Here is a 24952-nt window from a genome sequence, read left to right as displayed (position 1 = left end):
TAGGCTGGTCGGCATGAGCGACGGCCCGGGTGCAGCACGCATCCGGGCCGTCGTCGTCGACGACGCCGTGCTCCTGCGCGAGGGACTGGCCCGCGTCCTCGACGAGGCGGGCATCGAGGTCGTCGGGCAGTACGCCGACGCCGACTCCTTCCTCGCCACGCTGCCGGATGCCGCCCCCGACGTCGTCGTGATGGACGTCCGGATGCCCCCGACCTTCACCGACGAGGGCGTCCGCGCCGCCGTCGTCACCCGACGGGTCGCCCCGCAGACCGGGGTCCTGCTGCTGTCGCAGTACGTCGAGGCCACGTACGCCGAGGACGTCCTCGCCGCCGGCGCCACCGGCATCGGGTACCTGCTCAAGGACCGCGTCACCCGGCTCGAGGAGATCGACGACGCCGTGCGCCGCATCGCCGCCGGCGGCACCGTGCTCGACCCCGAGGTCGTGACGCAGCTCATGAGCCGTCGACGCAACCCGCTCGAGGCGCTGACCCCGCGGGAGCGCGACGTCCTCGGGCTGATGGCCGAGGGACGCACGAACGCCGCCATCGCCCGAGCGCTCGTCATCGGCACCGGCGCGGTCGAGAAGCACGTGACGAGCATCTTCGGCAAGCTCGCGCTCGAGGACACCGGCGAGGACCACCGCCGCGTCCTCGCCGTCCTCGCATACCTCGGATGACGACGCGGGTCCCCGCGCCGCTCCTGGCGCTCGCGGCGATGGTGTCCGTGCAGCTCGGGGCCGCGATCGCCAAGACGCGCTTCGACGAGGTCGGCTCGGTCGGCGCCGCGACCCTGCGCCTGGTGATCGGCGCCCTCGTGCTCGCGCTCGTCGTCCGCCCGCGCGTGCGGCACTGGACCCGCGCGCAGTGGACGGCCGCGGTCCTGCTCGGCCTGGCGCTCGGCGGCATGAACGTCTTCATCTACGTGGCCTTCGCGACCATCCCGATCGGTGTCGCGGTGACGATCGAGTTCCTCGGGCCGCTCGTCCTGTCGCTCGCGCACACCCGTCGCTGGCGGGACGTGTCGTGGGCCGTGCTCGCGCTCGCCGGCGTCGTGCTCCTCGGCGTCGGACCGACGGCCGTGACCGCGGTCGGCGGCGTCGCCGCGGCCGTCGCGGCGGCGGCGTGCTGGGCCGGCTACATCGTGATGAACCAGCGCGTCGGGGCGGCGATCCCGGGCATCGACGGCCTCGCGGTGTCGATGGTCGTCGCGATGCTCGTCTCCCTGCCGTTCGGGGTGTACTCCGCCGCGGCCGGTGTGGTCGACGACCCGACGCTGCTGCTCGTCTTCGCGGGCGTCGGCCTGCTGTCGAGCGTGCTGCCCTACGCGCTCGAGATGGCGGCGCTCCGCCGGATGGTGACCCGCGTGTTCGGCGTGCTGCAGAGCCTCGGTCCCGCGATCGCCGCACTCGCGGGACTCCTGGTCCTGCGCGAGGCGCTCTCGGTGCAGGAGGTCGTGGCGCTGGCCTGCGTGACCGCGGCGAGCATCGGGGTGACCCTGTCGGGACGTCGCCGCCGAGCCGTTCCCTGACGGCGGCGAGCCGACCGGCGGAGCCGTGACGCGCCTCCAGGCCGTTCCCGACCACTGGACGCGCCACGACCCGCCTCCGGGTCGGTCGTCAGCTACTCGGCGCTGAGGAAGTCCGCGTAGGTGGGTTCCGACTGCTCGACCGCCAGGAGCGCCGGGTCGTTGATCCGGCGTTCGACGTAGGCGGCGATGACCTCCGGCGGGGTGAGTACGTGGGCGACCCAGGACGGCACGTCGCGTTGGTTCACGGTGGGCCTCCTTCCTGTCGTTCGTCCGTCGAACCACTTGATCGGTGAGTAGTTCGGCGAGGCGGGGTTCCCGGAACGATCCTCGGATCGGGTCCGGATGTCAATGCGGTGCGTTCCCTGGATGCCGTTCGGCGCGGTCCGTCCGCAGCGCGCGGTGCTTGACCGCTGAGCGCCAGACCCAGGCGTCGGCCTGCTGCCCGAACTGCGCCCACTCGACGTGCACGGCGTCCCGCGTCCAGCTCGACGCGAAGCCCTTGACCCGGATGTGGAAGGTCGGGAACTGGATCCACGCCCAGACCGGGACGGGCGTCACCGCGTGGCAGACGTCGGGCCCGCGCGCTTCCTCGGACAGCGAGTAGGCGCGCGGACGCTCGACCTCCGGGTGTTCCGGGGGCTGCCACCGGTTCTCGCGACGCCGTCCCACGACGGTATTCGAACGTGTGTTCGAACGTGCGTCAAGTCCGCCGCGCGGTCGCTGCGCACCTCGACCCAGGCGCGGGCGTGTCGGGGTGCGCCACGTGGACGCTGCGCGCCCGGACCGGGCCGTGGGCATGGCGGGGCGCGCTGCGCACCCACCGGGTCCCCGGTGTCAGGTGGCCGCGCGGCCCGTCGACTCGCGCACGCTCAGGGTCAGCGACGGTCCGGGCCGGGACGGCAGGGGAGCCGGGGCGTCGATCTGCTCGCGCAGCAGCACCGCCGCGCGCTGCCCGAGTTCGACGGTGTCGCGCGTCAGCGAGGTGATCGCGGGGCGGACGAGCCGGATCATCGCGGAGTCGTCGAACGACACGATCGACACGGCGCCCGGGACCGCGACGCCCATCTCGCTCGCGACGCCGAGCCCCGCGACGGCGAGCACGTCGTTGTCGTACACGATCGCCGTCGGTCGCACCGTGCGGGACAGCAGTGCGCGGGTGGCCCGGGCGCCCTCGTCCGCGGAGTAGTCGGTGGGGATCGACACGGTGTCCTCGAGCCCGGCGTCCGCCGCGAAGGCCCGGAGCCGCTCGACCCGCATCGCCGTGTGCTCGAACTCCGGCCGACCGGAGACGTGCGCGATCCGCCGGTGTCCGAGCGCGTGCAGGTACCGCAGCACGGTGTCCGTCGCGTCCGAGTCGTCGATCCACACGCTCGGGGCGGCGCCGTCCGGCGAGGGGTGCGAGCCGACGACCACGGTGGGCATGCCGAGCTCGGCGAGCAGGGTCAGACGCTCGTCGTCGCGGCGCGGGTCGATCACGACGACGCCGTCCACCCGGTGCCCGCGCCACCAGTCGCGGTAGGTCGTGAGCTCCTCGGCCGCGTCCCGGGCGACGAGCAGGGTCATGCCGACGTGGGTCCCGGCGAGCCCGAGCTGGATCCCCGAGATGAGGTCGCCGAAGAACGACTCGGTGCCGAGCGTCCGTGCCGGCCGATTCAACACGAAGCCGATCGACCCGGCGCGGGCGCCACCGAGGGCGCGGGCGGCGGTGTGCGGTTGCCAGTCGAGTTCGCGGGCGATCTCCTGCACACGGCGGCGGGTCTCGGCGGACACCCCCGGCCGGTCGTTGAGCGCGAACGACACCGCGCTGATGGACACCCCGGCGCGTGCGGCGATGTCGGCGATGGTCGTGCGACGTCTGCTGGCCACGGGGTTGACTATAGCGCTTTAGTCATGGACAGTGGCAGCCACACGCCGGTTCAGCACCACCAACTGAACCGCTTGAGCACGATGACGAAGGAGTCGGTTGCGATGAGGACCACCACACGGGTGACGAGGGGCCGCGCGGCAGCGCTGCTCGCGACGGCGGCGGCGACCGCCCTCGTCCTGACGGGCTGCTCGAGCGGCAGCAGCGGCGCGAGCGGCGGCGGGAGCGGGGCGATCGACGGGACGATCACCCTGCAGACGTGGGCGCTCACGCCGACGTACACGGACTACCTGCAGGGCGTCATCTCGGCGTTCGAGAAGGAGCACCCGAAGGCGACCGTGAAGCTCCAGGACCAGCCGGGCGACGGCTACGCCGACAAGGTGCTCAGCCAGGCGTCCTCGAACACGCTGCCGGACGTGATCAACCTGCCGCCGGACATCGCACTGCCGCTCGCCAAGCGGGGCTTCCTGCAGGACGTGTCGAAGGACGACAGCAAGCTCGGCAGCACGTACGTCGCCGGCGCACTGGACTCGTACCGATACAAGGGGCTCGACGGCACGTACGGCTACCCCTGGTACCTCAACACGGATGTCGACTACTGGAACAAGTCGATGTTCGACAAGTGCGGCCTCGACGCGGACAACCCGCCGAAGACCACCGACGAGCTGTTCACGCAGGCCAAGACGATGCACAGCAACTGCCCGGACGACTACCTGATGAGCCGCAAGCCGGGTCTCGGTGACTTCACGCTCGCCGGGGTCAAGGTGCTGAACTCGGACGGCACGAAGTTCACCTTCGCCGACTCGTCGAAGGCCGTCGATCTCATCGACCGCTACAAGGAGGCGTACCAGGACGGCTACATGCCCTCGAACGTCCTGAACAGCGACTACCTCGGCAACTCGACGCTGTTCACGCAGCAGAAGGTCGCGTGGACGACCGGCGGCGCGACGGCGCTCTCGGACATGATCAAGAACAACCCGTCGCTCAAGGGCAACGTCGTGGTCAGCCCGGCGCTCGACACCCCGCCGCTGTACGTGCAGGGCCTGTCGGTGTCCAGCAAGTCGAAGCACCTCGCCACCGCCGAGGCGTTCGCGCAGTTCATGACGAACGCCAAGAACCAGGAGGCGTTCGCCCACCAGGTGAACATCTTCCCGTCGACCACGTCGTCGCAGTCCGACCCGTACTTCTCGAAGGACGACGGCACCGTGAACGGCACGGCACGCGTCCTCGCGAACGAGGCCCTGAAGCAGGCGAAGGTGCTCAACCCGGTCGAGGCGAACTCCGCGATGACCGACTTCCTCGACCAGCAGATCGCCCTCGCCATGAAGGGGCAGGTCGCGCCGGAGCAGGCCCTGCAGACCGCGCAGGACAAGATGAACTCGCTCCTGGCCAACGGCTGATGCGCGCCAACCGCTGGTTCACGCCCTGGCTGCTCGTCCTGCCGGCCCTCGTCTGGCTCCTCGCGTTCAGCCTCTGGCCGTCGATCAACACCGTCCGGTTGTCGTTCACGAACGCCAGCCCGCTGGGGGGCGTGAGCCAGTGGGTGGGCTTCCGGAACTTCGAGACCCTGCTCGCCGACCCGCAGGTGTGGGAGGCGCTGCTCAACAGCGTCGTCTACATGGCGGTGTGCCTGCCGCTCCTGACGATCGGCCCGCTGCTCATCGCGGTGCTCGTGCAGCAGAAGCTCCCCGGCATCGCGTTCTTCCGGACCGCGTTCTACACGCCGGTGATCGCGAGCGCGGTCGTCGTCGGGCTCATCTGGACCTGGATCCTCGACGACCGCGGTGTCGTCAACGAGATGGCGCAGGCGCTCGGCGTCGTGCAGGGCGCGATCCCGTTCCTGACCGACCGGTGGCTGCTGCTGTTCAGCGCGATCAGCTTGACGGTCTGGAAGGGCCTCGGGTACTACATGATCATCTTCCTGGCGGCACTCGGGAACGTCGGCAAGGACCTGCACGAGGCCGCTGCGCTCGACGGTGCCGGCGCGGTGCGCCGGTTCTGGTCGGTCACGGTCCCGGGGGTCCGGGGCACCATGACGCTCGTCGGGATCCTGGTCTGCGTCAGCGCGCTCCGGGTGTTCAGCGAGCTCTACATCCTCACCAACGGCACCGGCGGTCCGGGCGGGCAGGACAACTCGCTCGTCATGCTCATCCAGCAGTACGCCCGCGGGTTCACCGGCAACCTCGGCTACGCGTCCGCCCTGAGCCTGCTGCTCTTCGTGGTCACGCTCCTGCCGATGCTCGCCCTCGCCCGCATGAACAGCAAGGCCGACAAGTGACGAACACGACCAGCACGACCGAACCGGCCCTCGGCGGCGCCGCGGGCGCAGCCGCACCCGCACCGGACCTGACCGGCGCGACGGACGCACGCCGGGCCCGGCCCCCACGCCGCCGCCGCGCGGTCTGGGGCGTCATGTCCACCCGCGAGAAGGTCGTCCGCTACGTCCTGCTCGTGGTGGTGCTGTTCATCACGATCGGGCCGTTCCTCTGGCAGCTCTCGACGTCGCTCAAGGGCGCCGGCGAGGACATCTACACGGCGAACCCGTCGTTCATCCCGTCCGAGCCGACGATCGAGAACTACCTCAAGGTCGCAGCGGCGATCCCGGTCTGGCGGTACATCGGCAACTCGGTGCTCGTCGCCGCGATCGACGTCGTCGGCAACATCGTGTTCGCGACGCTCGCCGGCTTCGCCCTGGCCCGACTGCAGTGGCGGTTCCGGAAGCTCGTGCTCGGCCTGTTCCTCGCGACGCTCGTGCTCCCCGGCGAGGCCACGATCATCAGCCAGTTCGTCACCGTGAAGGACCTCGGCCTGGCCGACAACCTGGTCGGCGTCGCCCTGCCCGGGATGATCGCGGCGCTCAACGTCCTGCTCATGTTCAACGCGTTCCGGCAGATCCCCGAGGAGATCGACCAGGCGGCCGTCGTCGACGGCGCGAACGCGATGCAGCGCCTGCGGTACATCTCGCTGCCCGCCGTGCAGGGCACGATCGCCGTGATCGCGATCTTCTCGTTCATCGGGGCGTGGGACGACTTCCTGTGGCCGCTCATCGTCCTGCAGTCCCCGCAGAACCTCACGCTGACCGTGGGGCTGCAGTACCTGCAGGGCACGTTCGCCACCGACCAGCGGATGATCGCCGCCGGCACGATGATCGCCTTCATCCCGATCGCCGTGGTCTTCGCCGTCCTGCAGCGCTTCTTCTTCAAGGGAGTGGAAGAGGGCGGGGTGAAGGGCTGATGCGCTTCGGCGTCAACCACACGCCGTCGGTCGGGTGGTTCCACTCGTGGCTCGACTTCTCGCCGTCGGACACCGCCAGGGACCTCGAGCAGATCGCGTCGCTCGGTGCGGACCACGTGCGGATCTTCCCCCTGTGGCCGGTCGTGCAGCCGAACCGGACGATGATCCGGCAGCGGGCGCTCGCCGATGTCGCGACCGTCGTCGACATCGCCGGGTCGTTCGGGCTCGACGTGAACGTCGACGCCCTGCAGGGACACCTGTCGAGCTTCGACTTCGTGCCGGCCTGGCTCGACACGTGGCACCGCCGCAACCTGTTCACCGACCCGGACGTCGTCGCCTCGACCGCCGCCTACGTCGAGGCGCTCGCCCGGACCGTCGCGGACCGGCCGAACCTGCTCGGCATCACGATCGGCAACGAGGTCAACCAGTTCGCGCACGCACCGCACCCCGCGCCGTTCGGCGTCACCGCCGAGCAGGGGCACGCATGGGCGACGACGATGGTCGACGCCGCCCGGCGGGGCCTGGGGACGGACGGGGGACCCGGCCTGGAGGCACGGCGCGGGTCCGCCCCGCTGGTCACCGTCGCGCAGTACGACGCGGCCTGGTACGACGACGCGCAGCCCTTCGGCCCGGAGCACGCGGCGGACCACGGTGACGCGACGGTCACGCACTCGTGGGTGTTCAACGGCGCGGCGGAGCTCCACGGCGCCCTCGGACCCGGTTCGGTGCGGCACGGCGAGTACCTGCTGCAGCTCGCCGCGGCCTGGAACCGGGACCCCCACCGGCCGAACTGGCTGCAGGAGGTCGGCGCCCCCACGAACGTCGTCCCACCCGCCGACGCCGCGTCCTTCACCGAGCAGACCATCCGACACGTCCTCGGGGCGCAGGACGTGCTCGGCGTGACGTGGTGGTGCTCGCACGACGTCGCCCGGTCCCTCGCCGACTTCCCCGAGCTCGAGTACGACCTCGGGCTGTTCACGAACGACGGACGACTGAAGCCCGCGGGCGAAGCGTTCGCCGCTCTCGCTCGATCCGCAACCGCGTCGCCGGCCGCACCGCCCGCCACCGGGATCGTCCTCGACGACGTCGGGCCGGACGGCACCCCGCGCCCCGGCGTCCGCGCCGACTGCGCCCCCGGCGGGCGGTTCGCGGCCGCCTGGCTCGCACTCGCCGAGGCAGCTCCGGACGGACGTGGCCCGCAGGTGCTGCTGCGCTCCCGGCTCCTCGACGACGGCCTGCGCGCAGCACGCGGCATCACGACGATCGAGCACGTGCCCGACGGCCTGGACGGCACCGTCCTCGCCGTCGCCCACCCCGCCACCGGCGCCTGAGCGCCCGACCTCCCACACCGCTCCACCCGGAAGGACCCCATGCACGACGACATCCCCCTCACCACCGGACGCGCCCGACGGGTCCTCGACGAGCGCATCCTGCCGGCCGTGCACGCCACGTCGGTCCCGCTCGAGGTCGCCTGGCACGAGCTGCCGGGGGAGCCGGTCCCGCCCGCCGAAGGGCTCGCGCTCGACTGGACGCCGTACGAGGTCGGAACGCCGTGGGGCGCCGCGTGGGGGACGACCTGGTTCCGACTGACCGGGACCGTGCCGGCGGCGTACGCCGGGCAGCGGGTCGAGGCGGTCGTCGACCTGGGGTTCGACAAGAACATGCCGGGCTTCCAGTGCGAGGGGCTCGTGTACCGCGCCGACGGGACCCCGGTGAAGTCGATCAACCCCCGGAACCAGTGGGTGCTCGTCTCCGAGCGCGCCGAGGGCGGGGAGACGGTCGAGCTGTTCGTCGAGGCGGCGTCGAACCCCGTCCTGCTCGACTACCACCCCTTCCTGCCGACGCAGGAGGGGGACGTGCAGACCTCGTCGTCGAAGCGCCTCTACACGAGCCGCCGGATGGACCTCGCGGTGTTCGCGTCGGATGTGCACGAGCTGTCGCTCGACCTCGAGGTGCTGCTCGAACTCCAGGCGCAGCTGCCCGACGGGCCGCGGCGGATGCGGATCCTGCAGGCGCTCGACGACGCGCTCGACCGCCTCGACCTGCAGCGCATCGCCGAGACCGCCGGGGACGCCCGGGCCGCCCTGCTCGACGTCCTCGCCGCCCCAGCCGAGGCCTCCGCGCACACCGTCTCGGCGATCGGCCACGCGCACATCGACTCCGCGTGGCTCTGGCCGGTGCGCGAGACGATCCGCAAGGTCGCCAGGACCACGTCGACGATGACCGAGCTCATCGACCAGACCGACGACTTCCTGTACGGCATGTCCAGCGCGCAGCAGTACGCCTGGATCAAGGAGCACCGCCCCGAGGTGTACGCCCGGGTCCGAGACGCCGTGGCCGCCGGTCGGTTCCTGCCCCTCGGCGGGATGTGGGTCGAGTCGGACACCGTGATGCCGACGGGCGAGAGCATCGTGCGGCAGTTCTCCCAGGGGCAGCGGTTCTTCGAGCGCGAGTTCGGGATCCGTCCGAAGGGCGTCTGGCTGCCGGACAGCTTCGGGTACTCGCCGGCCCTGCCGCAGCTCATGCGCCGTGCCGGGTTCGAGTGGTTCTTCACGCAGAAGATCTCGTGGAACCAGGTGAACAAGTTCCCGCACCACACGTTCCTCTGGGAGGGCATCGACGGCTCGCGGGTGTTCTCGCACTTCCCGTCGATGGACACGTACAACTCGCGGCTCTCCGGCGAGGAGATCGCGAAGGCCTCCCGGCAGTTCCGCGAGAACCGCCTGGCCTCCGGCTCGATCGCCCCCGTCGGGTGGGGCGACGGTGGCGGCGGCACCACGCGAGAGATGACCGGCACGGCCGCGCGGCTCGCCGACCTCGAGGGCAGCGCGAAGGTCCGGTGGGAGCAACCGGACGCGTTCTTCGACCGGGCGAAGGCCGAGCTCGTGGACCCGCCCGTGTGGGTGGGGGAGCTGTACCTCGAGCTGCACCGGGCGACCCTGACCAGCCAGCACCGGACGAAGCAGGGCAACCGCCGGTGCGAGCAGCTGCTGCTCGAGGCCGAGCTCTGGGCGACGACCGCGGCGGCCCGCACCGACTTCGCGTACCCGTACGACGAACTCGACGCCCTCTGGCAGCAGGTCCTGCTGCAGCAGTTCCACGACATCCTGCCCGGCACCTCGATCGCCTGGGTGCACCGCGAGGCGGTGGCGAAGTACGCCGAGACGGCCGCCGCGCTGACCGCGATCACCGAGCGCGCGCTGGCGGCACTCGCCGGTCCCGGTGACGTGCCGGTCGTCGTCAACCCGGCCCCGTTCCTCCAGGCCGGCGCACCCGCGCTGGGGGCGACCACCGCGGCCGACGTGCCGGCGGCGGTCCCGGTGTCGTTGACCGAGCGGGACGGCGGGTGGGTGCTCGCGAGCGACCTGGTGCGCGTCGTCGTCGACGCGCGCGGACTCGTCACGAGCGCGGTCGACCTGTCGACCGGGCGCGACGCGATCGCGCCCGGCCGCGTCGCGAACCTGCTGCAGCTGCACCAGGACTTCCCGAACATGTGGGACGCGTGGGACGTCGACCGCTACTACCGCAACCGCGTCGAGGACCTGACCGACGTCACCGGGCTGCGCGCCGCAGTCGACGACACCGGTGCCGCCCGGGTGGTCGTCGAGCGGGCGTTCGGCGACTCGACCGTGACGCAGGAGATCGTCCTGGCGCCCGGCTCCCGGACGCTCGAGTTCGACCAGGTCACGGACTGGCACGAGACCGAGAAGTTCCTCAAGGTGGCGTTCCCGCTCGACGTCCGCGCCGAGCACACCGTCGCCGAGACGCAGTTCGGTGCGCAGAAGCGCGTGACGCACACGAACACGTCGTGGGAGGCCGCGAAGTTCGAGACCTCGATGCACCGCTACGTCCTCGTCGAGGAGCCCGGCTTCGGGGTGGCCCTGGTCAACGACTCGATCCACGGCTTCGACACCACCCGCGACGCCGTCGAGGGCCACGTCACCACGACCGTCCGGCTCTCGCTGCTGCGCGCACCGCGGTTCCCGGACCCGGAGACCGATCAGGGCGTGCAGACGCACCGCTACGGCATCGTCGTCGGGACCGACCAGCTCGGGGCGACGGCGGCCGGCGTCGTGATGAACGCCGGCGCCCGCACGGTGACCGGCGGGCACGGCTTCGCGCCGCTCGTGCGGGTCTCCGGCGACGTCGTCCTGTCGAGCGTCAAGCTCGCCGACGACCGCTCGGGTGACCTGGTCGTCCGCGTGTACGAGCCCGCTGGGCGCCGGGGGACCGGCGGCATCGCCGTGGACGGACCCTTCGGCGACCCGTGCGAGGTGACCCTGCTCGAGGAACCGCTCGCGGCGATCGACCCGTCCGCGTTCGCCGTCGACGCCTACGAGGTGCGGACGTTCCGCTTCGCTCGGACGTCCGCCTGAGACCCCGTCGCCGGGGCTTCGGGTGCCCCGGCGGCGGCCCCGGTCGGCGTCCGCCGGCCGGTTCGTCACTCGAAGAGGAGTGTCATGAAGCAGTCAACGAAGCTCGGGATCGTCGCAGCGCTCGTCGCGGCGCTCGCCGTCCCGATGGTCCCGGCGGCCGCGTCCGCCGCACCGTCGCCCACCGGCCTGTCCCACGGTGTCGGCGCGTCCCACGGGGTCGGGCACGGCAAGCAGCCGCACGCCGCCCCGATGAAGGACGGGCCGACGAGCATCGCCTACGTCGAGGTCAACAACGACCAGCTCGCGAACGTCGGCCGCTACACGCTCGCCGACGGCGCGAACGCGTTCGACGTGGCGATCATCTTCGCCGCGAACATCAACTGGGACGGGTCGAAGGCCGTCCTGTACAACAACGAGAACGTGCAGCGCACGCTCGACGACGCCGCGACCCAGATCCGGCCGCTGCAGGCGAAGGGCATCAAGGTCTCGCTGTCGATCCTCGGCAACCACCAGGGCGCCGGCATCGCGAACTTCCCGACGCAGGCCGCCGCAGAGGACTTCGCTGCCCAGGTGTCCGCGACCGTCGCGAAGTACGGGCTCGACGGCGTCGACCTCGACGACGAGTACTCCGACTACGGCACGAACGGCACCCCGCAGCCGAACCAGCAGTCCATCGGTTGGCTCATCAGCGCCCTGCGCGCCGACATGCCCGGCAAGCTCGTCTCGTTCTACGACATCGGCCCGGCGTCCGACGCGCTGTCCTCGTCGAGCCCGGCGATCGGGTCGCAGCTCGACTACGCCTGGAACCCCTACTACGGCACATACTCGGCGCCGTCGATCCCCGGGCTCGGGAAGTCGCGGCTGTCGGCGGCGGCGGTCGACATCCAGAACACCCCGCAGTCGACGGCGGTGTCCCTGGCGCAGCGCACCAAGGCCGACGGCTACGGCGTCTTCATGACGTACAACCTGCCGGACGGCGACGTCTCGCCGTACGTGTCGTCGTTCACGCAAGTGCTCTACGGGCAGGCCGCGTCGTACCGCTGACCTCGCCTCCGCACGGCGGCCCGCGCCCCGCGCTCCTCGGCTTCGGCCTGGAGGCGCGGGGCGCGTCCGTCGCGTCGGTCCGGTCCGGACCGGCTCGGAGAAGCGCACTTCCGCCCGGATCGTGACCGTCCTGGTTCGCGGATCCCGGGGATCGAGAACCAGGACGGCCAGATCGGCCGCGGAGGTCGTGCCTGTGGCAGGCCCGACGTACGATCGCGGCGTGGAGCTCGCGTTCGAGGCCGAGGTGATCGAGTGGCGCGGTCCGGCGCCGTACGTGTACGCGGTGGTGCCAGACGACGTCGCCGACCTCGTCCACGAGCTCGCGTCCGAGCTGACCTACGGCTGGGGCGTCGTCCCGGCGGGCGTCGCGATCGGGCGGGTGCGGTGGACGACGTCGCTGTTCCCGAAGGACGGCGGGTACCTCGTGCCGCTGCGGAAGGCGGAGCGGACCCGGACGGGGGTCGGCCTCGGCGACACCGTGCACCTCACCCTGTCGCTCGGCGCCCCCTGAGCAGGAAGTACGGAGGGGATGACGGGAATCGAACCCGCGTGGCCAGTTTGGAAGACTGGGGCTCTACCATTGAGCTACATCCCCGCGCTGCAGCACTGGTTGCGCAGCGCCACCATCGTAGCGGACGAACGACCCCCGACATGCCATCGAACGTGTTGCCGCAGCCCGACCCGGGCGACACCCGGCGGATCCGCCGCTCGCGGGTGGTGTCGTTCGTGCTGCTGGCCCTCGCCGCCGTGGTGTTCTCGCTCCGGCCGGAGGTCTTCGGCGACCCGCAGGCCCAGCCGTGGCACGCGCTCCTGCACGTGTGGCGGATCGTCGTCGGACTCCTGCTCGTCCTGGGCGCGGGAGCGGTGCAGGTGGCCGTCGGGGTCCGCTGGCGGCAGGGCCTCCGTCGGGCGGCCGACCCGGCTCCTCCACAGCGCGGCACGCCGCCCGGGAACCAGTCACCGGCGGACCGCTAGACTCGTCGCGGTCGTGCGTGCCCTCGGGTGTGCGCGGCCACCCTGGCCCAGTCACGGGGCGTAGCTCAGCTTGGTAGAGCGCCCGCTTTGGGAGCGGGAGGTCGCAGGTTCAAATCCTGTCGCCCCGACCAGGTCCACTCGAACGTCAACCAACAGGAGTACATCCCTTGGCCACCAGCACCGTCGACAAGGTGAGCGACACCCGCGTCAAGCTCACCGTGAACGTGACGCCGGAAGATCTCAAGCCGAGCATCGACCACGCGTACAAGCACATCGCCGAGCAGATCAACATCCCCGGCTTCCGCAAGGGCAAGGTCCCGCCGGCGATCGTCGACCAGCGTGTCGGCCGCGGCGAGGTCCTGAACCACGCCGTCGGCGACGCGATCGACACCTTCTACCGCCAGGCGGTGGAGGAGCAGGAGCTGCGCATCCTCGGCCGCGCCGAGGCCGACGTCGCCGAGCTCCCCAACGTGAAGGACTTCACGGGCGACCTCGTCCTCACCTTCGAGGTGGACGTCCGCCCCGAGTTCGACCTGCCGAAGTACGACGAGTACGAGCTGACGGTCGACGCGGTCGAGGTCTCCGACGACGAGGTCGAGGAGGAGCTGCAGAACCTGCGCACCCGCTTCGGCACGCTCGTGACGGTCGACCGTCCGGCCAAGACCGGCGACTTCGCCCAGATCGACCTGACCGCCACCATCGGTGACGACGAGGTCGACTCGGCCACCGGCGTCTCCTACGAGATCGGCTCGGGCGACCTGCTCGAGGGCATCGACGAGGCGCTCGAGTCCCTGACCGCCGGCGAGTCGACGACCTTCGAGTCGACGCTGGTCGGCGGCGACCGCGAGGGTGAGACCGCCCAGATCGCCGTCACCGTCACCGCCGTCAAGGAGCGCGAGCTCCCCGAGGCCGACGACGAGTTCGCCCAGATCGCCAGCCAGTTCGACACCATCGACGAGCTCAAGGCGGACCTCAAGGAGCAGATCGCCAAGTCGAAGACCTTCGGCCAGGGTGCTGCTGCGCGCGACAAGCTCGTCGAGAAGCTCATCGAGGACGTCAACATCCCGATCTCGGAGCAGCTCATCGAGGACGAGGTGCACCGTCACCTCGAGCAGGAGAACCGCCTCGAGGACGAGGAGCACCGCAAGGAGGTCTCCGAGTCCAGCGAGAAGGCCTTCCGTTCGCAGATCCTGCTCGACGCGATCGCCGAGAAGGAGGAGATCCAGGTCTCCCAGGAGGAACTGACCCAGTACCTCATCCAGGCTGCGGCGCAGTACGGCATGGAGCCCGCCGAGTTCATCAAGGTGATCGACCAGAACGGTCAGATCCCGGGCATGGTCGGCGAGGTCGCCCGCTCGAAGGCGGTCGCGACCGTCCTGTCGAAGGTGACCGTCAAGGACTCCAACGGCGGCGACGTCGACCTCTCCGCCTTCACGGCGGGCGTCGCGCAGACCCCGTCGGAGGACGAGGAGTAGTCCGCGACCAGCTTCCAGACGGGAGGCGCGGTGCCAGCTGGCACCGCGCCTCCTGTCCGTTGGCGGGCCGGCCCGACCGCCCAGAGCGAACAGACGCGAACAGCCGCGTTGCACCCGATAAGTTCGACATCAAGCGACAACTGAACGGGAGCTTTTCCATGGCCGAAGCGACACTGAACCCCAGTGTTTTTGACCGCCTTCTGAGAGACCGGATCGTGTGGCTCGGCTCTGAGGTCCGCGACGAGAACTCGAACGAGATCGCAGCGAAGCTGCTGATGCTCGCCGCCGAGGACCCTGAGAAGGACATTTACCTCTACATCAACTCGCCCGGTGGCTCGATCACCGCGGGCATGGCGATCTACGACACGATGCAGTTCGTGCCGAACGACATCGTCACCGTGGGCATCGGCCTCGCCGCCTCGATGGGGCAGTTCCTGCTCTCCTCGGGCACCCCGGGCAAGCGCTACATCACCCCGAACGCGCGCGTGCTCCTGCACCAGCCGTCCGGTGGCTTCGGCGGCACCGCTGCCGACATCCAGACGCAGGCCAAGGTCATCCTCGACATGAAGCAGCGGATGGCGGAGCTCACGGCCGAGCAGACCGGCAAGTCGATCGAGCAGATCCTCAAGGACAACGACCGCGACAACTGGTTCACGGCGCAGGAAGCCCTGGAGTACGGCTTCGTCGACCACCTCCGTGCGTCCTCGAACGAGGTCGTCGGCGGCGGCGGAACCGTGGGCGACGGCGAGACGCCGACCGCGGCTGCCGAGCCCGAGTCCCACTGACCACCACCGAAGAGAAGGAAACGAGAATGCACCTCCCCATGCTCGGTGGCGCGCAGAACGTCCCGGCTCCGTCCGATCGCTACATCCTCCCCAGCTTCGAGGAGCGCACGGCCTACGGCTTCAAGCGCCAGGACCCGTACGCGAAGCTGTTCGAGGACCGCATCGTGTTCCTCGGCGTGCAGGTGGACGACGCGTCCGCCGACGACGTCATGGCCCAGCTGCTCGTGCTCGAGTCGATGGACCCGGACCGCGACATCGTGATGTACATCAACTCGCCCGGTGGCTCGTTCACCGCGATGACGGCGATCTACGACACGATGCAGTACATCCGTCCGCAGATCCAGACCGTGTGCCTGGGCCAGGCGGCCTCGGCCGCGTCGGTGCTCCTCGCTGCCGGTACCCCGGGCAAGCGTCTGGCGCTCCCGAACGCCCGCGTGCTGATCCACCAGCCGGCGACCCAGCAGGGTGGCGGTCAGGCGTCGGACATCGAGATCCAGGCGGCGGAGATCCTCCGCATGCGCACCTGGCTCGAGGAGACGCTGTCGAAGCACTCGAACCGCACGCCGGAGCAGGTCAACAACGACATCGAGCGCGACAAGATCATGTCCGCGGAAGAGGCACTCGAGTACGGCCTGATCGACCAGGTCCTCACGAGCCGCAAGAACCTGCCGGCGCTCGTCAAGTAGCACCAGCACGACGACGGCCCCGCACCTCCCGGTGCGGGGCCGTCGTCGTGCTGCGGGGCCGTCGTCGTGTTGCGGATCAGTCCTCGTCGTCGTGCGGGTCGGCGGTCGGGGCCGGGCGGCGTCGCAGGAGCAGGAGGACCGCGACGACCAGGCCGGCGAGCACGACCCCGCCGGCGCCGATCCACAGCGCGTCGGTCGCCGTCGAGTCGCCCGCGCTGGTCGCGGTGCCGGACTCGTCCGCGCCGGACCCTGCGCTCGCCCGGTCGGTGGCGCAGACCGGCGGGTCGGTCGTGCCGGCTGCGGGGGAGAAGCCCGCGGGGGCGTCCCACGTGAAGTCGTACCGGTCGGACACGGTGTGGCCGTCGGCGGAGACGATCTGCCACTCGACTGCGTACTTCCCGGACTTCCCGAGGGCGGCCTTCGTGGTCATCGACGGGCCGTCCACCGTGACGCAACCGTCCTCGTAGTACCGGCCGTCCGGCCCGAGGACCCGGAACGCGAAGCCGGAGTCCGATCCGCCGATCTCGAGCAGCCGGTCGTTCGTGGTGATGTCGAACCGGCCCGGGAGCGCGGTGAGCGTCCCACCGACCTGCGGCGTCGACGACACCAGGTAGTTGTGCGCGCTGGCGGGGGCGGCGAGCCCGAGGACCGCACCGCCCGCGATCGCGAGGGCCGTGGCGGACGCGGCCACGATCCTCCCGGCCGACCGCCGACCCGGGGCGGACCGACGGCCCGGCGTGGGACGGGTCACTTCGCGGCGTCCCGGCGGCGGGTGGCGGCGACCGCGACGACCAGGCCGACGGCGCCGACGACCAGGCCGCCGAGACCGAGGAAGCGGCCGACCAGGTCGGGCTGGGCGGTGGTGCTCGTCGACGCGGCGGCCGTGGTGGCGGGGGCGTCGTCGTCACCGCTCGTGGCGGTCGCGGCGGTCAGGACGATCGACGGGGCGGGGTGCTCCGGCTCGGCCTTGCCGGTCTGCTGCACCTGGTCCCAGTCGGTCGTGCCACGCTCGCAGGTCTGCACGACCGGGAAGGACACGCGGTCGCCGGGCTTGCCGTCGGGCAGCGAGAACGACAGCGAGAAGGTGTCGCGTTCGTCCGCGGGGAGCGGCGTCTTGGCGGTGTAGATGACGCTCGTGACGCGGACGGCGCCGGCCTCGTCCTCGTCGCTGCTGCTCGACGCCCCGCTCGTGTACGGCTCGGTCGTCTTGGTGATGGTCCAGTTCGGGTTGACCGTCGGCGTGACCTCGATGACGGACTTCGGCACCTGGAACTCGAGCTTCGTGGTGGGGGAGCCGTCGCAGCCGTGCGGCACCGAGAAGGTCGCCGTGGTGTAGGAGTTCGCCGCGGTGGAGGTCGCGTCGGCCTCGACGTGGGCGCTGGCGGCGGCCGCCGTGCCGAGGACGATCGCGGCGGTCACGCCGAGGGTGGCGGTGCCGACGAGGGCGAGGCGCTTGGTCATGGGGTCCTTCCGGTTTCTACAACTTGTAGAGCAGCGGTGCAACGGTACCAGGAGACGACGCCGTGGGCGAACGCCGCGGGACAGGCCGGACGGCGTCGCGGTGGGTGTCGCCGGATGCGGTTAGGCTCGGTCAAACCGGGCGGGTCACCCGCGCGGAGGTCAACCAGGGAGGGCACCGCCATGGCACGCATCGGAGAGAGCGCCGACCTGCTGAAGTGCTCCTTCTGCGGCAAGAGCCAGAAGCAGGTCCAGCAGCTCATCGCCGGGCCGGGCGTCTACATCTGTGACGAGTGCGTCGAGCTCTGCAACGAGATCATCGAGGAGCGTCTGGCCGAGGCGGGCGAGGACACCGCGAGCGGGGACTTCGAGCTCCCGAAGCCGCGCGAGATCTTCGATTTCCTGCAGGAGTACGTCATCGGGCAGGACCCGGCGAAGCGCGCGCTGGCCGTGGCCGTCTACAACCACTACAAGCGCATCCGGGCGCAGGGGCAGATCACCGCGGCGGAAGACCGCGACGACGTCGAGATCGCGAAGTCGAACATCCTGCTCATCGGCCCGACCGGCTGCGGCAAGACCTACCTGGCGCAGACCCTGGCGAAGCGCCTCAACGTGCCGTTCGCGGTCGCCGACGCCACCGCGCTGACCGAGGCCGGCTACGTGGGCGAGGACGTCGAGAACATCCTGCTCAAGCTCATCCAGGCCGCGGACTACGACGTCAAGCGCGCCGAGACCGGGATCATCTACATCGACGAGGTCGACAAGATCGCGCGCAAGGCCGAGAACCCCTCGATCACGCGCGACGTCTCGGGCGAGGGCGTGCAGCAGGCCCTGCTCAAGATCCTCGAGGGTACGACCGCATCGGTCCCGCCGCAGGGCGGTCGGAAGCACCCGCACCAGGAGTTCATCCAGATCGACACGACGAACGTCCTGTTCATCGTGGCGGGGGCGTTCGCCGGGCTCGAGGACATCGTGTCGTCCCGGGTCGGCAAGCGGGGGATCGGCTTCGGCGCTCCGCTGCACAGCCCGCTCGACCAGCAGGACCTGTTCGCCGACGTCCTGCCGGAGGACCTGCACAAGTTCGGGCTCATCCCCGAGTTCATCGGGCGTCTGCCCGTCGTGACCACCGTTTCGCAGCTCGACCAGTCGGCGCTCATGCAGATCCTGACCGAGCCGAAGAACGCCCTCGTGAAGCAGTACCAGCGGATGTTCCAGATCGACGGGGTCGAGCTCGAGTTCGACCGCGGGGCGCTCGAGGCGATCGCGGACCTCGCCGTCCTGCGGCAGACCGGTGCCCGCGGGCTCCGCGCCATCCTCGAGGAGGTGCTCGGGCCGGTCATGTTCGACGTGCCCTCGGACGACGACGTCGCCCGGGTCGTGATCACCCGCGAGTCCGTGCTCGAGAACGCTGCGCCGACGATCGTGCCGCGGCCGCGGGCCAAGCGCGTCGAGAAGTCCGCGTAGGTCGCGTCGCACGACGGCCCGGTCCCCTCGGGGGCCGGGCCGTCGTCGTGTGTGCGGGGCGGGCGTGTGGTTCCCGGGCGGAGGTGCTCCGCACAACCAGAAGCACACCGCACCACGGCGATCCGTGGTGTGATGTGCTTCCGGTTGAGCGGCAGCGCGCCGCACGCGCGCCGCACGCGCGCCGCGCGGCGCCGCTACTCCAGCCCGCGGCGGCGCAGCAGCGGCCCGACTTCGGCGTCGCGGCCCCGGAACGCGCGGTAGGCCTCGAGCGGGTCCTGCGCCCCGCCGACCCCGAGCACCATCGTCGCGAAGCGCTCCCCGGCCGACCGGGAGAGCCCGCCGTGCTCGCGGAACCACTCCACGGTGTCGGCGTCGAGCACCTCGGACCAGATGTACCCGTAGTACCCGGCGTCGTACCCGCCCGAGAACGTGTGCGCGAAGTACGTCGACGAGTACCGCGGCGGGACGGCGGCGACGTCGATCCCGGCGGCCGCGAGGGCGTCCCGCTCGAAGTCCTCGACGGACCGGACCGCGGCGGCCGCCTCAGCCGACAGTCGGTGCCACGCCTGGTCGAGGAGTGCCGCGGAGAGGTACTCCGTCGTGCCGAAGCCCTCGTTGAACCCGGCCGAGTCGCTCAGGCCGAGGACGAGCTCCGGCGGCAGGGGCTCCCCGGTCTCGTGGTGCTTGGCGTAGTTCGCGAGCACGGACGGCCAGGTCACCCACATCTCGTTGACCTGCGAGGGGAACTCCACGAAGTCGCGCTCGACGTTCGTCCCCGAGAACCGCGGGTAGGTCGTCCGGGCGATCAGCCCGTGCAGCGCGTGCCCGAACTCGTGGAAGAGCGTCTCGACCTCGTCCTGGATCAGGAGCGTCGGCGATCCCGGTGCGGGCTTCGCCACGTTGAGGTTGTTCACGACGACCGGGAGCGTGCCGAGCAGGTGCGACTGCTCGACGACGGGGTTCATCCACGCGCCGCCGCGCTTGCCGTCCCGCGTGTAGAGGTCGAGCAGGTACAGGCCGACCTCCTCGCCGTCTTCGGAGCGCACCTCGAAGACACGGACCTCGTCGTTGTAGCCGTGCAGGTCGGGGCGCTCGGTGAAGGTCAGGCCGTACAGGGCCCCGGCGGCGTGGAACACCCCGTCGTGCAGGACCCGGTCGGCCTCCAGGTAGGGGCGGAGCGCCGAGCTGTCGGCCGCGAACTGCTCGCCGCGCAGGACCTCGGTGGCGTACGCCCAGTCCCACGCCTCGACCTCGAAGCCGACCGTGCGGGAACGGACCGCGCGCTCGTCCTCGGCGTTCGCTGCCGCGGCGGGCACGAGCGAGGACAGCAGACCCTCGACGGCCTCGGGCGTCCGTGCGGTCTCGTCCGCCGTCACGACCGCCGCGTGGTTCGGGAAGCCGAGCAGCTCGGCACGCTCGGCTCGGAGCCGGACGATCCGGAGCAGCACGTCGCGGTTGTCGTGCTCGTTGCCGCGACGGCCGCGCGAGAGCGAGGCGCGCATGATCCGCTCACGGAGCCCGCGGTCGGAGAGGGACGCGAGCCACGGGTGGCCCGTGTACAGCGGCAGCGTGATGAGCCAGCCGTCCAGCCCGCGGTCGGCGGCGGCACCCGCAGCGGCCGACTTCGCGCCGTCGTCGAGTCCGTCGAGCTCGCGCTCCTCGGTGACGTGCACCGCGAGGTCGTTCGTGTCCTCGAGCAGGTTGCGCTCGAAGGTCGTCGTCAGGGTGGACAGCTCCTGGTTGATCGTCGTCAGTCGTTCCTTGCCGGCGTCGTCCAGCCCGGCACCGGCGAGGGTCATCTCCGTGTGCACCCGCTCGACCAGGCGACGGTCCTCGTCGGTCAGGTCCGGCCGGTCGTCGAGCGCGGACCGCACGGCGTCGACCCGCGCGTACAGGCGGGAGTCGAGCGTGATCGCGTCCCGGTGCGCGGCGAGGAGCGGGGCGACCTCGGCCTCGAGGTCGTGCAGCTCCGGCGTCGAGTCGGCGGACGACAGCGTGAAGAACACGTGGCTGACGCGGATCAGCAGCTGGCCGGAGCGCTCGAGTGCCACCAGGGTGTTCTCGAACGTCGGCGGCGCCGGGTCGGTGGCGATCGCATCGACCTCGGCGCGCTGCTCGGCGATGCCGGTGTCGAACGCCGGACGGAAGTGCTCGAGCCGGACGTCGTCGAACGGCGGGAGGGCGTAGGGGAGGGTGCTCGGTGCGTCGAACGGGTTGGCCATGGCCCCACCCTACGGACCGCCCACCCGACGGGCAGCCTGGAGGATCGTGGCGCGCCCGCCACGCGCGGACCGTCAGCGTGTCGCTACGTCGACCAGCACGGCGGCCGCGCTGCGCGCGTGCACGGCCGGCGTCGTCTCGCCCGAGATCGCCGCGGTCGTCTGCGCTCCCTCGGCGAGGAGCGCGAGCTGGGCGGCGAGGGACTCTGCCGCGTCCCGGTCCGCCACGACCGTCGCCGCCAGGTCCGCGATGTACCGCTGGAAGGACGCCTTGTGGGCGCGTGCGATCTCGGCCACTGCGGGGGAGGTCGCCCCGAGTTCGCCGAACGCGTTGATGAAGCCGCAGCCCCGGAAGGTCGCGTCGCCGAACCAGTCCTCGAGGAAGTCGTAGACGGCGAGGAGCTTGTCGCGCGGGGTGGTCCCGGCGTCGACGGCACCGCGGACGCCCCGCTCCCAGAGGTCGTGTCGGCTGCTGAGCACCGCGGCGACGAGCTGGTCCTTGCCGGGGAAGGCCGCGTAGAGCTTCTTCAGCGAGACCCCGGCCCCGGTGCGGATCTCGTCCATCCCGACCGACTGGATGCCGCGCGCGTAGAACAGCTCGTCGGCAACGTCGACGATGCGGTCCCGGGTGCCCGGGTCGACGGTGGTGGGCATGACCATCCCCATCCCTGTTCCAGCGCTCCCGGCCCTGCGTCGGGAACGACGGTTCTCACTCTACGCCGCGGCGTCCGACCCTCGGTGGAGCAAGAACGGTCGGGTGCGGGGACGGCACCCGACGACTTCTGCTCCATCGATGTCGATGTCGATGTCGATGTCGATGCCGATGCCGATCGTGCGGCGGCTAGTCCTCTTCCGGGGCGTCGTCCGGGTCGGTCACCTGCGCGTGGCCGGCGGGGTCGAGCCGGATCGACGTGCCGTCGTCGAGCTCGACGACCGGCTTGCCCTCGAGGAACGTGAGCGTCCACCGCCACGACGACGCGTCGACGGACGCGGCGGCGAGCTCGTCCTCGACCCCGCGCACGGCGACGACCATCGCCTCGGGGAGTCGCTCGGGTGGCTGCCCACCCACGTTCCAGCGTGTGCCCAACTGCATCCGTGCCTCCAGTCCGGTGTGGACCGGCCGCATCGGCACGACGCGACCGGAGCGGGGCCGGCCGCGTCGACGACGTGACCGGCCCGGGGAGCCGACGCTACGCCTGCTGCTCGGCGAGCTCGATCTCGGTGACGGCGAGCTCGTCGCCGTCGGTGAACGACAGGTTCTCGATGCGGCCGACGGCCGCCAGGTCGACCGCCGCGCGCTCGATGAGTGCCCGCTGCTCGGCCGGCGCCGCGACGACGGCGCGCGTCACGGGCGTCTTCTGGGACGCCTTGGCGGCGGTCTTCGCCCCCCGGATCCCGATGAGCGCCTGCCCGACCGCACCCAGCAGCCCCGTCGGCTCGGCCTGGGTGGGCAGCTCGGCCCGCGTCGGCCAGGAGGATCGGTGCACGCTGGTCTCGTGGGTCCAGGCCCACACCTCTTCCGTCGCGAACGGCAGGAACGGTGCGAGCAGCCGGAGCAGCGCGTCGATCGCGGCGCGGAGCGCCAGGACGGCGCTCGCCTGCGTCTCGTGCGTCGCGTCGGACGCCGTGCCGTAGGCACGCTCCTTCACGAGCTCGAGGTAGTCGTCGCAGAAGGTCCAGAAGAAGCGCTCGGTGACCTCGAGGGCACGGGCGTGGTCGAAGCCGTCGAAGGCCGCGGTGGCCTGGTCGACGACCGCGCCGAGCTCGGCGAGCATGTCGACGTCGAGCGCCTCGGTGACGCTCGTGGCACCCTCGGGCAGGGGGAAGCCGTAGACGAACTTCGCCGCGTTGAGCACCTTGATCGCCAGACGACGGCCGACCTTGATCTGCTTCGGGTTCTGCGGGTCGAACGCCGCGTCCGTGCCGAGCTTCGACGAGGCCGCCCAGTACCGGACCGCGTCCGCGCCGTGCTGCTCGAGGATCGACAGCGGCGTGACGACGTTGCCCTTCGACTTCGACATCTTCTTGCGGTCCGGGTCGACGATGAAGCCCGAGATGCTGGCGTGCTTCCACGGAGCGACGTCGGCCTCGAGCTGGCTGCGCAGCACGGTCGTGAACAGCCACGTGCGGATGATGTCCTGCGCCTGGGGGCGGACGTCGTACGGGAACACCAGGTCGTACAGCGCCGGGTCGGTCTCCCACTTGCCGGCGAGCTGCGGGGTCAGCGACGAGGTCGCCCAGGTGTCCATGACGTCGAGCTCGCCCTGGAACCCACCGGCGACGCCGCGCTGCGACTCGTCGTAGCCGGGAGCCGGCTCGGACGCGGGGTCGACCGGCAGCTGCGCCTCGGTCGGCACGATCGGCTGGTCGTAGACCGGGTTGCCGTCCGCGTCGAGCGAGTACCAGACCGGCAGCGGCACGCCGAAGAAGCGCTGGCGCGAGATGAGCCAGTCACCGGACAGGCCGCCGACCCAGTTGTCGTAGCGGACCCGCATGAAGTCCGGGTGGAACGCGATCTCCTCGCCGCGCTGGCGGAGCGTGGTCTTGAGATGCTCGTCGCGCGCGCCGTTCACGATGTACCACTGGCGGGTGGAGACGATCTCGAGCGGCTTGTCGCCCTTCTCGAAGAACTTCACCGGGTGGTTGATGGTCTTGACGTCGCCGACCAGCTCACCGGACTCGGTGAGGGCGTCGACGAGGACCTTCTTGGCGGAGAACACCGTCTTGCCGGCCATCTCGGCGTAGAGCTCCTTGCCGCGGGCGCTCTCGATCCAGGTGGGCTCGTCGGAGCGGACGCGACCGTCGAAGCCGATGATCGCGCGGTTCGGCAGCTGCAGCTCGCGCCACCACACGACGTCGGTGGTGTCGCCGAAGGTGCAGACCATCGCGATGCCGGCGCCCTTGTCCTGCTGCGCGAGGTGGTGTGCGAGCACCGGGACCTCGACGTCGAACAGGGGGGAGCGGACGGTCTTGCCGAACAGGTCCTGGAAGCGCTCGTCGTCCGGGTGTGCGACGAGGGCGACGCACGCGGGGAGCAGCTCCGGGCGGGTGGTCTGGATCACGACGTCCTCGCCGCCGTCGGTGCGGTGGAAGGCCAGGCCGTGGTATGCGCCGGGCATCTCCTTGTCCTCGAGCTCGGCCTGCGCGACCGCGGTGCGGAAGGTGACGTCCCAGAGCGTCGGGGCGTCGGCCTGGTAGGCCTCGCCGCGCTCGAGGTTGCGGAGGAAGGCGCGCTGGGCACTCGCACGCGACGTGTCGTCGATCGTCCGGTACGACTGCGTCCAGTCGACCGACAGGCCCAGGGTGCGGAAGAGGTGCTCGAACTGCTGCTCGTCCTGGACGGTCAGGCGCTCGCACAGCTCGATGAAGTTGCGGCGCGAGATCGGCAGCTGGTCGGCGGCCTTCGACGACTTGTCGTCGCCGCCCTCGAACGGCGGGACGAACGCGGGGTCGTAGGGGAGCTGCGGGTCGCAGCGGACGCCGTAGTAGTTCTGCACCCGACGCTCGGTCGGCAGTCCGTTGTCGTCCCAGCCCATCGGGTAGAAGACGTGCTTGCCGCGCATCCGCTCGTACCGGGCCTTGAGGTCGGTGTGCGTGTACGAGAACACGTGGCCGATGTGCAGCGAACCGGAGGCGGTCGGCGGCGGGGTGTCGATCGAGTACACCGCGTCCTTGGTCGCGCTGTCGCGGTCGAACCGGTAGGTGCCGTCCTGCTCCCAGACCGGACCCCAGACCTGCTCGAGTCCGTCGACGGTGGGCTTCTCGGGCATGGGCTTCGACATGGCGGGGCCTCTCGATCGATGTGTGCGGCACCGAGTCCGTGGTGAGGTGCCTGAGTGTCCGCG

The 24952-nt window shown here is 70.9% G+C and carries 23 protein-coding genes and 2 tRNA genes; 15 read left to right on the top strand and 10 right to left on the bottom strand.

The window, feature by feature from the left end; all coding sequences use genetic code 11:
* The first annotated feature begins 13 nt into the window (after window positions 1-13).
* Together HUN58_RS18095 and HUN58_RS18090 are read left to right on the top strand one after the other, a co-directional pair.
* Window positions 14-676, top strand: a complete 663-nt coding sequence (locus HUN58_RS18095; protein WP_058740426.1) for a response regulator transcription factor — start codon at window positions 14-16, stop codon at window positions 674-676.
* Window positions 673-1527, top strand: a complete 855-nt coding sequence (locus HUN58_RS18090; protein WP_180225523.1) for a DMT family transporter — start codon at window positions 673-675, stop codon at window positions 1525-1527. The genes HUN58_RS18095 and HUN58_RS18090 overlap by 4 nt, the downstream gene beginning before the upstream one ends.
* A 92-nt stretch (window positions 1528-1619) precedes the next feature.
* Here HUN58_RS18090 and HUN58_RS18085 read toward each other — a convergent pair whose 3' ends face one another.
* The 3 genes from HUN58_RS18085 to HUN58_RS18075 all read right to left on the bottom strand — a co-directional run bounded on the left by HUN58_RS18085 (window position 1620) and on the right by HUN58_RS18075 (window position 3393).
* Window positions 1620-1772 (bottom strand): hypothetical protein, encoded by a 153-nt coding sequence (locus HUN58_RS18085; protein ID WP_174778623.1) that lies wholly within the window; start codon window positions 1770-1772, stop codon window positions 1620-1622.
* A 100-nt stretch (window positions 1773-1872) separates the two neighbouring features.
* Window positions 1873-2196, bottom strand: coding sequence for a hypothetical protein (locus HUN58_RS18080; RefSeq protein ID WP_058740424.1), 324 nt, complete (start codon window positions 2194-2196; stop codon window positions 1873-1875).
* Window positions 2197-2361: 165 nt separating this feature from the next.
* Window positions 2362-3393, bottom strand: a complete 1032-nt coding sequence (locus HUN58_RS18075) for a LacI family DNA-binding transcriptional regulator (RefSeq protein WP_058740423.1) — start codon at window positions 3391-3393, stop codon at window positions 2362-2364.
* 102 nt (window positions 3394-3495) lie between these two features.
* On the opposite strand from HUN58_RS18075, the gene HUN58_RS18070 reads away from it, so the two are divergent.
* The 7 genes from HUN58_RS18070 to HUN58_RS18040 all read left to right on the top strand — a co-directional run bounded on the left by HUN58_RS18070 (window position 3496) and on the right by HUN58_RS18040 (window position 12556).
* Window positions 3496-4791 carry a sugar ABC transporter substrate-binding protein gene (locus tag HUN58_RS18070; protein ID WP_174778621.1) on the top strand — a complete coding sequence of 432 codons (1296 nt, stop codon included), beginning with the start codon at window positions 3496-3498 and terminating at the stop codon, window positions 4789-4791.
* Complete coding sequence (locus HUN58_RS18065) at window positions 4791-5669, top strand: carbohydrate ABC transporter permease (RefSeq protein WP_058740421.1); 879 nt, start codon at window positions 4791-4793, stop codon at window positions 5667-5669. The genes HUN58_RS18070 and HUN58_RS18065 overlap by 1 nt, the downstream gene beginning before the upstream one ends.
* Window positions 5666-6625, top strand: a complete 960-nt coding sequence (locus HUN58_RS18060; protein ID WP_144802201.1) for a carbohydrate ABC transporter permease — start codon at window positions 5666-5668, stop codon at window positions 6623-6625. Before HUN58_RS18065 ends, HUN58_RS18060 begins: the two co-directional genes overlap by 4 nt.
* Window positions 6625-7956 carry a glycosyl hydrolase gene (locus tag HUN58_RS18055; protein ID WP_180225522.1) on the top strand — a complete coding sequence of 444 codons (1332 nt, stop codon included), beginning with the start codon at window positions 6625-6627 and terminating at the stop codon, window positions 7954-7956. The genes HUN58_RS18060 and HUN58_RS18055 overlap by 1 nt, the downstream gene beginning before the upstream one ends.
* Window positions 7957-7995: 39 nt before the next feature.
* Window positions 7996-11001 carry a glycoside hydrolase family 38 C-terminal domain-containing protein gene (locus tag HUN58_RS18050; protein WP_180225521.1) on the top strand — a complete coding sequence of 1002 codons (3006 nt, stop codon included), beginning with the start codon at window positions 7996-7998 and terminating at the stop codon, window positions 10999-11001.
* An 84-nt stretch (window positions 11002-11085) separates the two neighbouring features.
* The gene (locus HUN58_RS18045) at window positions 11086-12045 is read left to right on the top strand and encodes an endo-beta-N-acetylglucosaminidase H (RefSeq protein WP_180225520.1); all 960 of its coding nucleotides are present in this window, start codon (window positions 11086-11088) and stop codon (window positions 12043-12045) included.
* Between the two features lie 220 nt (window positions 12046-12265).
* On the top strand, window positions 12266-12556 hold the full coding sequence (locus tag HUN58_RS18040) for a DUF1905 domain-containing protein (protein ID WP_180225519.1): 291 nt from the start codon (window positions 12266-12268) through the stop codon (window positions 12554-12556).
* Between the two features lie 13 nt (window positions 12557-12569).
* On the opposite strand, the gene HUN58_RS18035 is transcribed toward HUN58_RS18040, so the two are convergent.
* A tRNA-Gly gene (locus tag HUN58_RS18035) sits at window positions 12570-12640 on the bottom strand.
* Between the two features lie 56 nt (window positions 12641-12696).
* Here HUN58_RS18035 and HUN58_RS18030 point away from each other — a divergent pair.
* The 5 genes from HUN58_RS18030 to HUN58_RS18010 all read left to right on the top strand — a co-directional run bounded on the left by HUN58_RS18030 (window position 12697) and on the right by HUN58_RS18010 (window position 15966).
* Window positions 12697-13020, top strand: a complete 324-nt coding sequence (locus HUN58_RS18030; protein ID WP_114849060.1) for a hypothetical protein — start codon at window positions 12697-12699, stop codon at window positions 13018-13020.
* Between the two features lie 54 nt (window positions 13021-13074).
* Window positions 13075-13151, top strand: a tRNA-Pro gene (locus HUN58_RS18025).
* Between the two features lie 36 nt (window positions 13152-13187).
* Window positions 13188-14495, top strand: coding sequence for a trigger factor (tig, locus tag HUN58_RS18020; RefSeq protein ID WP_180225518.1), 1308 nt, complete (start codon window positions 13188-13190; stop codon window positions 14493-14495).
* 158 nt (window positions 14496-14653) lie between these two features.
* Window positions 14654-15280: an ATP-dependent Clp protease proteolytic subunit gene (locus HUN58_RS18015; protein ID WP_058742932.1), complete on the top strand. Its 627-nt coding sequence runs from the start codon at window positions 14654-14656 to the stop codon at window positions 15278-15280.
* A gap of 26 nt (window positions 15281-15306) precedes the next feature.
* A complete protein-coding gene (locus HUN58_RS18010; protein WP_058728413.1) occupies window positions 15307-15966 on the top strand; it encodes an ATP-dependent Clp protease proteolytic subunit in 660 nt (219 codons plus the stop codon).
* 76 nt (window positions 15967-16042) lie between these two features.
* Here the strand turns inward: HUN58_RS18010 and HUN58_RS18005 are convergent, their stop codons facing one another.
* Complete coding sequence (locus HUN58_RS18005) at window positions 16043-16657, bottom strand: copper resistance CopC family protein (RefSeq protein ID WP_180225517.1); 615 nt, start codon at window positions 16655-16657, stop codon at window positions 16043-16045.
* Between the two features lie 56 nt (window positions 16658-16713).
* A complete protein-coding gene (locus HUN58_RS18000; protein WP_141860721.1) occupies window positions 16714-17427 on the bottom strand; it encodes a YcnI family protein in 714 nt (237 codons plus the stop codon).
* 180 nt (window positions 17428-17607) lie between these two features.
* Between HUN58_RS18000 and clpX the strand changes: the two genes are divergently transcribed.
* On the top strand, window positions 17608-18888 hold the full coding sequence (clpX, locus tag HUN58_RS17995) for an ATP-dependent Clp protease ATP-binding subunit ClpX (RefSeq protein WP_141860723.1): 1281 nt from the start codon (window positions 17608-17610) through the stop codon (window positions 18886-18888).
* Between the two features lie 194 nt (window positions 18889-19082).
* On the opposite strand, the gene HUN58_RS17990 is transcribed toward clpX, so the two are convergent.
* The 4 genes from HUN58_RS17990 to valS form a co-directional block, all read right to left on the bottom strand.
* The gene (locus HUN58_RS17990) at window positions 19083-21110 is read right to left on the bottom strand and encodes a M3 family metallopeptidase (RefSeq protein WP_180225516.1); all 2028 of its coding nucleotides are present in this window, start codon (window positions 21108-21110) and stop codon (window positions 19083-19085) included.
* Window positions 21111-21182: 72 nt separating this feature from the next.
* A complete protein-coding gene (locus HUN58_RS17985; protein WP_254631544.1) occupies window positions 21183-21761 on the bottom strand; it encodes a TetR/AcrR family transcriptional regulator in 579 nt (192 codons plus the stop codon).
* Window positions 21762-21948: 187 nt separating this feature from the next.
* Complete coding sequence (locus HUN58_RS17980; protein WP_114849195.1) at window positions 21949-22200, bottom strand: hypothetical protein; 252 nt, start codon at window positions 22198-22200, stop codon at window positions 21949-21951.
* Window positions 22201-22297: 97 nt separating this feature from the next.
* The gene (gene valS / locus HUN58_RS17975) at window positions 22298-24889 is read right to left on the bottom strand and encodes a valine--tRNA ligase (protein ID WP_254631543.1); all 2592 of its coding nucleotides are present in this window, start codon (window positions 24887-24889) and stop codon (window positions 22298-22300) included.
* Between the last annotated feature and the right edge of the window lie 63 nt (window positions 24890-24952).

The sequence above is a fragment of the Curtobacterium sp. Csp1 genome, assembly GCF_013347185.1.
This window is presented reverse-complemented; position numbering and strand designations above follow the sequence as displayed.